The following is a 9,119-nucleotide window of genomic DNA, read 5'->3' on the forward strand; positions in this document are numbered from 1 at the left end:
GCTCCCCGGCCCGGCAGCCGCAGTCCGAAAAGGACACTCCGAAACCCGCCGCCGCCAAGGAAACCCCGCCGCCAACCGGGCACGGCCACGGCCACGGTCATGGACACGGCCCGGCCGCCCCCGCGTCGCAACGAGTCCGCAAACTCCTGATCTGGCTCCTCGCCCCGCTGGCCGTCGCGACCGTTGTCGGCATGATCGTCCTGTACCCGTGGGGCAGCTCGCTGCCGAAGAGCGCTGTTCCGCAAGGCACCCCGGTCCAGGCCGCGATCACGACCGCGACGTCCGGCCCGTGCCTGCAGCCCGGCCAGGTGCAAGTCGGCTCCCAACCGGACCCGAACGCGAAACCGTGCCTCACCGTCGACCTGCAAATGTCCGACGGCCCAGCAGCCGGAAAACCAGTGCGGCTGACCGTCCCGATCGAACCGAGCACACCGCGATTCACCGCGGGCGACAAGGTCGTCCTCGCCTACAACGGCGGCAACCCGCTGGATCCGCAGTCGTTCACCCTGGTCGACTTCCAACGCGGCACGCCGCTGGTACTGCTAGCCGCACTGTTCGCAGTCGCCGTACTCGTACTCGGCCGCTGGCAAGGTCTCGCCGCGCTAGTCGCCCTAGTACTGAGTTTCGTCGTGATCGTGCTCTTCGTGCTGCCCGCGATCCTCTCCGGAGAAAACCCGCTGCTGGTCGCGATCGCCGGAGCAGGCGCGATCATGTTCATCGCGCTGTACCTGACCCACGGCCTTTCTGCGAGAACCTCAGTCGCCGTACTGGGCACCCTGGTCAGCCTCGCGCTGATCGGAATCCTGTCAGCGATCTTCTCCGCCGCCGCGTCGCTGACCGGCCTAGACGACAGCACCACAACCTTGATCGCCTCGCTAGGCCACGGCATCGACGCCCGAGGCCTGCTACTGGCAGGCATCGTGATCGGCGCACTGGGCGTGCTGGACGACGTCACGATCACCCAAACCAGCGCAGTCTGGGAACTGCGCCGCGCGAACCCGTCCCTGAGCTGGCGCGAGCTGTACAGCTCAGGCCTGCGAATCGGCCGAGACCACGTAGGTTCCGCAGTGAACACCCTGGTAATGGCCTACGCCGGAGCCGCCCTGCCGGTAATGCTCTACTCCGCGATCTCCGGCGTAGGACTAGGCGCCCTGCTAGGCAGCGAAGACATCGCCGGGGAAATCATCCGCACCTTGGCAGGCTCAGTAGGCATCGTCGCAGCAGTCCCAGTAACGACGGTCCTAGCCGCCCTAATCGCAGCCCGCGAGCCGGTAGAACACCTCATCAGCACCACGAAACCCGCAGAATCACACTAGTAACACCCCGGCAGCCCCCGGTCGGACGCGACCGTCGCGAATGAGGTACGAAGACCGCGACCCCGCACCCGTAGGAGGGGCTGTGTTCTCAGCCGTCCTGGCCGGACCCCGAGTCACCGTGCACCTGGTCCGCCGCCTGTTCGCGTCCGCTCTGGAAGCAGCCGAAACCGTCCCGCGAATCGCCGCCGCCCTAGACGAGGTCCGCGCCACCCTGCGCCACCTAGAACGCCTGCTCGCCTACGTAGCCGAAGAACTCCCCGAACTAACCGACCACCTAGACCAAATCCGCGCCCGAGTAGACGCCCTAGAACAACACACAAGAACCCCCGCAGGACACGACTAACCCCCTTCGGGACCACCCCAAACCCAGCAACAACGCGGGATCGCGTCGGCGTCTGGAGGGGCAGTGCGCACGGCCCCCAGGCCGTGCGCACTGCCCCTCCAGACGCCGACCTAAAGGCGATCCCGCCGCGACGACGAAGTCGGCGCAATCAAACACAGCTGGCGACCGACCTCCCCAACTCACTCCAACTCGCCCCCACTCACCCCAACGTAGCCACAAACCGAGAAACAGCCTCCATAGGAAACCGCTGCAAATACTTCCCGCTAGGCGCAGCCGAAGCCAACCGATACAACGGTCTCTCCGCCACCGCATCCCCCCGAGCCTCAGCCCGCAGCTCCGCCACTAACAACTCCGAAAACACCAGCCCATTAGCCTCAGTGTTGTTCAGCACCGCATCCGCCAGCCGCCGCAACTGGAGCGCCCCCAACTCCCGCCCCCCAGTCCCGGAAAACACCGCCAAATCAAGCTTCACCGCACGCCTCCGCTGGCCCGCATTCACGAGCAACGCGACCGTCCGATTCCCCCGGACATCACTGATCACCACGTCCAACCGAGGCGCGGACAGCAAATCCACCCGCCGCACCCCCCAAGTACGCACGACCAGCTCCGTCCCCGCCAACCAGATCCGCCGCCGAGCCGCATACAGCACCACGTAAACCAGCGGCACCGCCACCACCGCCGCCACGATCAGCCCGGCCACCTGTCCGCCGATCAACCCGACGATCCCGCCGAACGCCGCAGCCAGAATCAACACGCCGAAGATCCCGGACCACGCCCGCCGACGACGCAGCTTCGGCTCGTCCGCGAAAAGCGGCAGCCGCTCGACCGGCTTCTCGGTCACTGCCCGACCCCCGGCACGAACGGATTCCCGGCGCGCTCGCGCCCGATGGTCGTAGCCGGGCCGTGGCCGGGCAGCACGACGGTGTCGTCGGCGAGCGTGAGCAGTGTGCGCAACGAATTCTCCAGGTCGGAGCCGGATCCGCCGGTGCGCCCGACCGATCCGGCGAAAAGCGTGTCCCCCGTGAACACCAGCCTGCCACCCTCGCCGGTCTCGACGGCGAACGCCACCGACCCCGGCGTGTGCCCGGGCAGCGGGAGCACCCTGATGGCCAGCCCGGCTGCCTCGACGTCGTTCCCGGTGAGCGGGTCGAACGGCCCGTCGTACCACTCGGCCTCGCCCGGATGCAGGCGCAGCGGCACCTCGTGCGCGCCCGACAGTTCCGCGGCGGCGCCGACATGGTCCGGATGGCCGTGCGTGGCGAGCAGCGCGACCGGCGTGAGATCGTGCTCAGCCAGCGCCTCGGCCAGCGGTTCGGCGGCGCCCTCGCCCGGGTCGACGACGAGGCACGGACCCCCGGCGGCGGGAGCCAGCAGATAGCAATTCGAGCGCAGCGGACCCGCGGCGAACCCGGCGACGAGCACCGAACCCTCCTCCCCGGAAGCGGCCTTGATCACGACCCGGTGAAGACTAGCCGCCCCTGTACGGAGTCCTAACAGGCTGTGCCCATACACTGCCGCTACCTCAGACGTGTGACTTCGAGCGGAAACTGGAGGGCGGGTGGCGACCAACCAGCAGCGCCGAGAAGCCGCAAAGCGCAAACTCGAGCGGCAGCTCGTGCGCCGGGCGGAACAGGCGAAGCGACGCAAGATCGTGGGCGCTGGAGTGGTCGGCGGTGTGGTCCTCATCGTCGCCGGTCTCGTGGTGTGGATCGTGAACAGCGGCGGCAGCGGCGACCCGCAGGCCGCCGCGCCGCCGCCGTCGAGTTCCGCGCCGCCGGTCCCGAGCGTCACGAACATCCCCACCGAGCGCACCGCGCTCCCCAAGCGCCCCAAGGCGCTGCCGAACCCGACGACGTGCTCGTACCCGGCCGACCCGAGCGGCAAGCCGCCGTCGGGCAAGAAGGCGACCGTGCCGGACGGCAAGAACGTGTCCTCGAGCGGGACCGTGAACATCACGATGAAGACCACCCAGGGCGACATCCCGATGACGCTGGACCGCGCGCTCGCGCCGTGCACCGTGCAGGCGTTCGAGAGCCTGGCGAAGCAGGGTTTCTACACCGACACGATCTGCCACCGCCTCGGCGTCACCGACCTGCAGATGCTGCAGTGCGGCGACCCGGACGCGAAGGGCGACGTGACGACCGACGGCCGCGGCGGCCCCGGCTTCACCGTGCCGGACGAGGTCGTCGACACCTCCAAGTACGGCCGCGGCGTCCTCGCGATGGCCAACACCGGCCAGCCGAACAGCGGCGGCAGCCAGTTCTTCATGGTCTACGGCAACGCGCCGCTGCAGCCGCAGTACACGATCTTCGGCAGCATCTCCGACGAGGGCCTGAAGGTGCTCGACAAGATCGCGAAGAACGGCATCGGCGCGATCGGCCAGGACGGTTCGACCGGCGAACCCAAGCAGCCGGTCAAGTTCACCGCGGTCACGGTTTCCTGACTTGACTGTGCGAGTCGAGATCGGCGGCGCCACTCCCGGCACCGCCGATCTCGCCGCCGCGGCGACCAGCTACGGCCATTTCACCGCGATGCAGGTCCGCGACGGGCGCGTGCGCGGCCTCCGCTACCACCTCGACCGGCTCGCGGCGAGCACCCGCGAGGTGTTCGGCAGCGAACTGGACACCGAACTGGTCCGCGGCTACATCCGGCGGCTCGTCGCCGGTCAGGGCGCGTTGTCGGTGCGAGTGATCATTTTCTCGCGGTCCTCGCCGCACGACGTCGCGATGACACCCGAAATTCTCGTGCGCACCGCGCCGCCCGCCTCCCCCGTCTCAACGCCGATGCGGTTGCGATCCGTTTCCTACCAACGGGATCTGCCGCACGTGAAGCACCTCGGCGGCTTCGGTCTCACGCAGCATTCGCGCGCCGCCGCCCTCGCCGGGTACGACGACGCCGTTTTCCTCGCCGCCGACGGCCGGATCAGCGAGGCGACCATCTGGAACGTCGGCTTCCTGCGCAACGGGACGATCGTCTGGCCGGAAGCCCCCGTGCTGCCGGGGATCACGTACCTGGTCCTCGAGGAACAGCTGCGCGCAGCCGGGGTTCCACAGGAGACGCGACCGGTATACCCGGCGGAACTCCCCGAATTCGACGCGATGTTCGTGACCAACTCCGCCACCATCGGCCGCCCCGTCGCCTCCGTGGACGACGTGCCGCTGCGCACCTCGCCCACCGCGACAGAACTCCTGACAACGGCCTACGAAGCCGCACCGTGGGACGAGATCTGACGCAGCCTCAAGGCCTGCGATGCTCGACCCAGACATTGGGCTCGACATAGACCGCGGAGTCGTGCGCCACCGACGCCAGAACCGGGTTCAGCGCGCCTTCCACGACCACCGGGCCGTCGGTGTCGAACGGCAGGCCGGTCCACTCCCGCCACTGCGCGAGCGTGCCCGGGATGGTCATCGACACCGGGCAGACCTTCAGGATCCGCCCGCCCGCGCGCACGTGGACCCGCAGCCACGGGTCGTAAGGCAGACCGTCGTCGCGCACCCGGAAGGCGTACTCGCTCATCGGCGTCTCGGGTTCTTCCGCCTTCCGCGACGGGCGCACCGGAGCGTAGAGCACGTCGTGTCCGAGGCGGAAAGCGTTGTCCCGCAGAGCATTCACCATCACCGAGGCGAGTCCGGCGCCCTGTTGTTCCTTGCGGATGACGATCTCCAGCGCGGTCACCGCGTTGCGTTCCCGGCCCGCCAGCCGGTCGCTGTGCTGCCACCTGATCACCTCGTCCCACCCGCCGTCGGGCAGTTCCTCGCGACCGCGGCCGCCGAACCCGAAGGGCGTCGAGTAGGCCTTGGCGACCGGCTCGTCTCCGTCCGTCGCGAGCAGCACGTAGTCGGCGACGGTGTCGAGTTCGCCGTAGTAGAGATGGCCCGTGGGGTTGTGGTGCATGAAGACCGGCCACGACCGGTCGAAGTCGGCGTGGTCGACCGTCCGGAAGATCTCCGGATTCCGGCTGCGGTGATGGATTGTCAGAGCCACAGGCCCCAGTCTCACCGGCCAGTCAACCGGTTATCCGCCCGAGCTAGCGATAGGCGAACTTCGGCGCGCGCCGGTTCAGGAACGCGTCCACGCCCTCCGCGTAGTCCTCCCCGTGCAGCGCGGCGAGCCGGATCTCCTCGACCTCGTCGTCGGTTTTCTCCTGGCCCGCGACGATCTTCTCGATGATCCGGTTCATCCCGCGGATCGACGCCTGCGACCGCCCGCACAGGGTCTCGGCGAACCGGGCCGTCGCGGCTTCCAGGTCCGCGGCCGGGAAAACGTCGTTGACCAGCCCGATCTCGCGGGCCCGGAGCGCGTCGACGAGTTCGCCGGACAGCAGGAAGTACTTGGCGTGCGCCGGGCCGACCAGCGAAACCAGCTGCCGCGTCGAGGCGAAGTGGTAGACGATGCCGAGTTTGGCCGGGGTGATGCCGAAGCGCGCGTCGTCCGCGGCGAAGCGGAAGTCGCAGGCGACCGAGATCTGGCAGCCGCCGCCGATGCAGTTGCCCTGGACCATCGCGACGGTCGGCTTGCGCATCGCGGTCAGCGCCGCCACCGCGCTGTCCACGGCCTCGTCGTACTTCGCCGCGGCGTCGGCGGTCGAGCGCAGCTCGCGGAACTCGCCGATGTCCGCGCCCGCGGAGAAATGCCGGCCGGCCCCGGTCAGCACCAGCACCTTCAGCTCGGGATCGGCCTCGACCTCGGCCGCCACGCCCGGGATCGCCGCCCACATGCCGTGGGTGATCGCGTTCATCTTCTCCGGGCGCGAGAACGTCAGCCGGGCCACGGCGCCTTCGCGGGTGAACTCGAGTCCGTCCGTCATGCCAGCACCCTAACGGCCCGGCCACAGTGGACGGTCAGGATGCGGATGTGACCCGGTACACGTCGTACACGCCCTCGACCCCGCGCACGACCTTCAGCACGTGCCCGAGGTGCTTCGGGTCGCCCATCTCGAACGAGAACCGGCTCACCGCCACCCGGTCCCGCGACGTCGTCACCGAGGCCGACAGGATGTTCACCTTCTCGTCCGCCAGCACCTTCGTGACGTCCGAAAGCAGCCGGTGCCGGTCGAGCGCCTCGACCTGGATCGCCACCAGGAACACCGAGGACGACGACGGCGCCCACTCCACCTCGACCAGCCGCTCCGGCTGGGTCCGCAGGTCCTCGGCGTTCGTGCAGTCCGTCCGGTGCACGCTCACGCCGCCGCCGCGCGTCACGAAACCGAGGATCTCGTCCCCCGGCACCGGCGTGCAGCAGCGCGCCAGCTTCGCCCAGACGTCGCTGGCGCCCTTGACGATGACGCCGACGTCGTTCGAGCCGCGGCGGCGCGTGACCGTGGACGGCGTGGCCCGCTCGGCCAGCTCCTCCTCGGCCTCCTCGACCCCGCCCAGCAGCGCGACCAGCCGCTGCACCACGTGCTTCGCGCTGGTGTGGCCCTCGCCGACGGCCGCGTACAGCGAAGAAATGTCGCCGTGCCGCAGCTCGGTCGCCACCGAGCCCATCGACTCCGCCGACACGAGCCGCTGGATCGGCAGCCCGACCTTGCGGATCTCCTTGGTGATCGCTTCCTTGCCCGCGTCGATCGCCTCGTCGCGGCGCTCCTTCGCGAACCACTGCCGGATCTTCGCGCGCGCCTTCGGCGAACCGGCGAACTGCAGCCAGTCGCGGCTCGGCCCGGCGCTTTCCGCCTTGGACGTGAAGATCTCGACGACCTCGCCGTTCTCGAGCTTCCGCTCGAGCGCGACCAGACGCCCGTTCACGCGCGCGCCGATGCAGCGGTGGCCGACCTCGGTGTGCACCGCGTACGCGAAGTCCACCGGCGTCGAATCCGCGGGCAGCGTGATCACGTCGCCCTTCGGCGTGAACACGAAGATCTCGCGCGCGGCCAGTTCGTAGCGCAGCGATTCGAGGAAGTCGCCCGGGTCCGCGGCCTCGCGCTGCCAGTCGAGCAGCTGCCGCATCCACGCGATCTCGTCCAGCTCCATGCCGTTGTTGCCGGCGTGGGTGCCCTTGGTTTCCTTGTACCGCCAGTGCGCGGCGATGCCGTACTCGGCGGTGCGGTGCATGTCGTAGGTGCGGATCTGCACCTCGAGCGGCTTGCCGTCCGGCCCGATCACCGTGGTGTGCAGCGACTGGTACACGCCGAACCGCGGCTGCGCGATGTAGTCCTTGAACCGCCCCGGGACCGGCTGCCACAGCGCGTGCACCACGCCCATCGCGGCGTAGCAGTCGCGCACGTCCTCGACCAGGATCCGCACGCCGACCAGGTCGTGGATGTCGTCCAGGTCCCGGCCGCGGACGATCATCTTCTGGTGGATCGAGTAGTAGTGCTTCGGCCGTCCCTCGACCTTCGCGGTGATCCGCGACGACACCAGGTTGTTCGTCAGGTCCGCGATCACCTTGCGCAGGTAGGTGTCGCGCGAGGGCGCGCGGTCGGCGACCAGCCGGACGATCTCGTCGTACTTCTTCGGCTGCAGGATCGCGAACGCGAGGTCTTCCAGCTCCCACTTCACCGTGGCCATGCCGAGCCGGTGCGCCAGCGGGGCGAGCACCTCGAGCGTCTCGCGAGCCTTGCGGGCCTGCTTCTCCGGCGGCAGGAAGCGCATCGTGCGCATGTTGTGCAGCCGGTCGGCGAGCTTGATGACCAGGACCCGCGGGTCCTTCGCCATCGCGATCACCATTTTGCGGATGGTCTCCGCTTCGGCCGACGTGCCGAGCTTGACCTTGTCCAGTTTGGTGACGCCGTCGACCAGCTCGCCGACTTTGTCGCCGAAGTCGGCCTTCAGCTGTTCCAGGGAGTAGCCGGTGTCTTCCACTGTGTCGTGCAGCAGGGCCGCTACGAGGGTGGTGGTGTCCATGCCTAGTTCGGCGAGGATGGTGGCTACTGCCAGGGGGTGGGTGATGTACGGGTCGCCGGATTTGCGGCGTTGTTCTCGGTGGAGTTCTTCGGCGACGTCGTAGGCGCGTTGGAGTTGGCCTAGGTCGGAGTTCGGGTGCAGTTCGCGGTGAATGACCGCCAGGGGTTCGAGGACCTGTTTGACCGGGGCGGCGCGCTGGGCGGTGATTCGCCGGGCCAGGCGGGCGCGGACGCGACGGGTCGCGGAGGGGTTCGGCGCGGCTCCGTTGGGCCGGGTCCCGGTGTCCGCCGCGGTGGCACCGCTCTTGGCGGGGGTGGCGCCGCCTTTGGCGGGAGTCGCACCGCCTTTGGCGGGGACGTTGGCGTCGAGCTCTTGGCTCACCCGCACCTCCAGCTGCTTCGTGCGGCCTCGAACCAATAGCGTAACCGGTGGGGCTTTTGGTGGGGGCGGTGACGTGCCGTTGCGCTGTGTTGCGCGGTGTTGCCGGGGCTCGTCGCCTGGCGGCGACATTGGCCCGGTGGTTGCGTGGGGCACCCCGAAGGTTGATTGTGCTGACGGTCTGGGGGTGCTTGTCAAGGCGGGAAAGATGCCTTGACAAGCACCCCCAGACCGTCAGCA

General features: G+C 68.8%; 9 protein-coding genes. 4 read left to right on the top strand and 5 right to left on the bottom strand.

Going from position 1 to position 9,119, the window contains the following annotated elements; translation table 11 throughout:
• Both D0D37_RS44345 and D0D37_RS44350 read left to right on the top strand, forming a co-directional pair.
• Window positions 1–1,316: YibE/F family protein (locus D0D37_RS44345; RefSeq protein WP_244223894.1), on the top strand; the 1,316-nt coding region annotated here is incomplete at its 5' end.
• A gap of 82 nt (window positions 1,317–1,398) precedes the next feature.
• Window positions 1,399–1,659, top strand: a complete 261-nt coding sequence (locus tag D0D37_RS44350; protein WP_116206560.1) for a hypothetical protein — start codon at window positions 1,399–1,401, stop codon at window positions 1,657–1,659.
• Window positions 1,660–1,858: 199 nt separating this feature from the next.
• Here D0D37_RS44350 and D0D37_RS44355 read toward each other — a convergent pair whose 3' ends face one another.
• The gene (locus tag D0D37_RS44355; protein WP_116206561.1) at window positions 1,859–2,500 is read right to left on the bottom strand and encodes a hypothetical protein; all 642 of its coding nucleotides are present in this window, start codon (window positions 2,498–2,500) and stop codon (window positions 1,859–1,861) included.
• The gene (locus D0D37_RS44360; RefSeq protein ID WP_162834785.1) at window positions 2,497–3,081 is read right to left on the bottom strand and encodes an MBL fold metallo-hydrolase; all 585 of its coding nucleotides are present in this window, start codon (window positions 3,079–3,081) and stop codon (window positions 2,497–2,499) included. Before D0D37_RS44360 ends, D0D37_RS44355 begins: the two co-directional genes overlap by 4 nt.
• A 136-nt stretch (window positions 3,082–3,217) precedes the next feature.
• Between D0D37_RS44360 and D0D37_RS44365 the strand changes: the two genes are divergently transcribed.
• Window positions 3,218–4,102, top strand: a complete 885-nt coding sequence (locus D0D37_RS44365; protein WP_116206563.1) for a peptidylprolyl isomerase — start codon at window positions 3,218–3,220, stop codon at window positions 4,100–4,102.
• Window positions 4,103–4,109: 7 nt separating this feature from the next.
• Window positions 4,110–4,889 (top strand): aminotransferase class IV family protein, encoded by a 780-nt coding sequence (locus D0D37_RS44370; protein WP_116206567.1) that lies wholly within the window; start codon window positions 4,110–4,112, stop codon window positions 4,887–4,889.
• Window positions 4,890–4,896: 7 nt separating this feature from the next.
• On the opposite strand, the gene D0D37_RS44375 is transcribed toward D0D37_RS44370, so the two are convergent.
• Genes D0D37_RS44375 through D0D37_RS44385 form a run of 3 tightly spaced genes read right to left on the bottom strand, consistent with a single transcriptional unit; the run spans window position 4,897 to window position 8,882 of the window.
• Window positions 4,897–5,643, bottom strand: a complete 747-nt coding sequence (locus D0D37_RS44375; protein WP_208720552.1) for an N-acetyltransferase — start codon at window positions 5,641–5,643, stop codon at window positions 4,897–4,899.
• Window positions 5,644–5,686: 43 nt separating this feature from the next.
• Window positions 5,687–6,466 (bottom strand): enoyl-CoA hydratase/isomerase family protein, encoded by a 780-nt coding sequence (locus D0D37_RS44380; protein WP_116206565.1) that lies wholly within the window; start codon window positions 6,464–6,466, stop codon window positions 5,687–5,689.
• 34 nt (window positions 6,467–6,500) lie between these two features.
• Window positions 6,501–8,882 (bottom strand): RelA/SpoT family protein, encoded by a 2,382-nt coding sequence (locus D0D37_RS44385; RefSeq protein ID WP_116206568.1) that lies wholly within the window; start codon window positions 8,880–8,882, stop codon window positions 6,501–6,503.
• Between the last annotated feature and the right edge of the window lie 237 nt (window positions 8,883–9,119).

It is taken from the genome of Amycolatopsis circi, assembly GCF_003385235.1.
Lineage (GTDB): Bacteria > Actinomycetota > Actinomycetes > Mycobacteriales > Pseudonocardiaceae > Amycolatopsis > Amycolatopsis circi.

Coding starts and splice junctions, on each gene's coding strand:
- D0D37_RS44380 (WP_116206565.1), bottom strand. CDS start 6,466: ATGACGGACGGACTCGAGTTCACCCGCGAAGGCGCCGTGGCCCGGCTG.